This window comes from Comamonas sp. GCA5 (assembly GCF_036541385.1).
Classification (GTDB): domain Bacteria; phylum Pseudomonadota; class Gammaproteobacteria; order Burkholderiales; family Burkholderiaceae_C; genus Comamonas; species Comamonas aquatica.
Genome location: NZ_JAZHFR010000300.1, coordinates 1 through 237, shown reverse-complemented (window position 1 = coordinate 237; position 237 = coordinate 1). Strand labels below are relative to the sequence as shown.

At 51.9% G+C, this 237-nt stretch carries 1 pseudogene; it reads right to left on the bottom strand.

Annotated features, from left to right (window positions below):
• Window positions 1-237: pseudogene (locus SJH88_RS19705) on the bottom strand (hypothetical protein); the annotation flags it as partial.

Below are 237 nucleotides of genomic sequence, written 5' to 3'. Positions count from 1 at the left end.
CGTTGCCGCAAACCGGGCAGGGCATGCTGGATACCACCTTGCTGCAAATGCTGTATGTCAGGTCCCGGATGATTACGCACGTTCTTGACGAATAAATCAGGTGCTTTCATCTTCCATTTTTGAGTGCTTGGACTGGGGCTTCATGCCCCAGTGCCTTTTGTGGCAAGTGGTGGTTGTACAGCCAGACAAACCTGTGCAGTGTCTTCTCCAAATCCTCTGCGCTGTTGAAGTGATGCG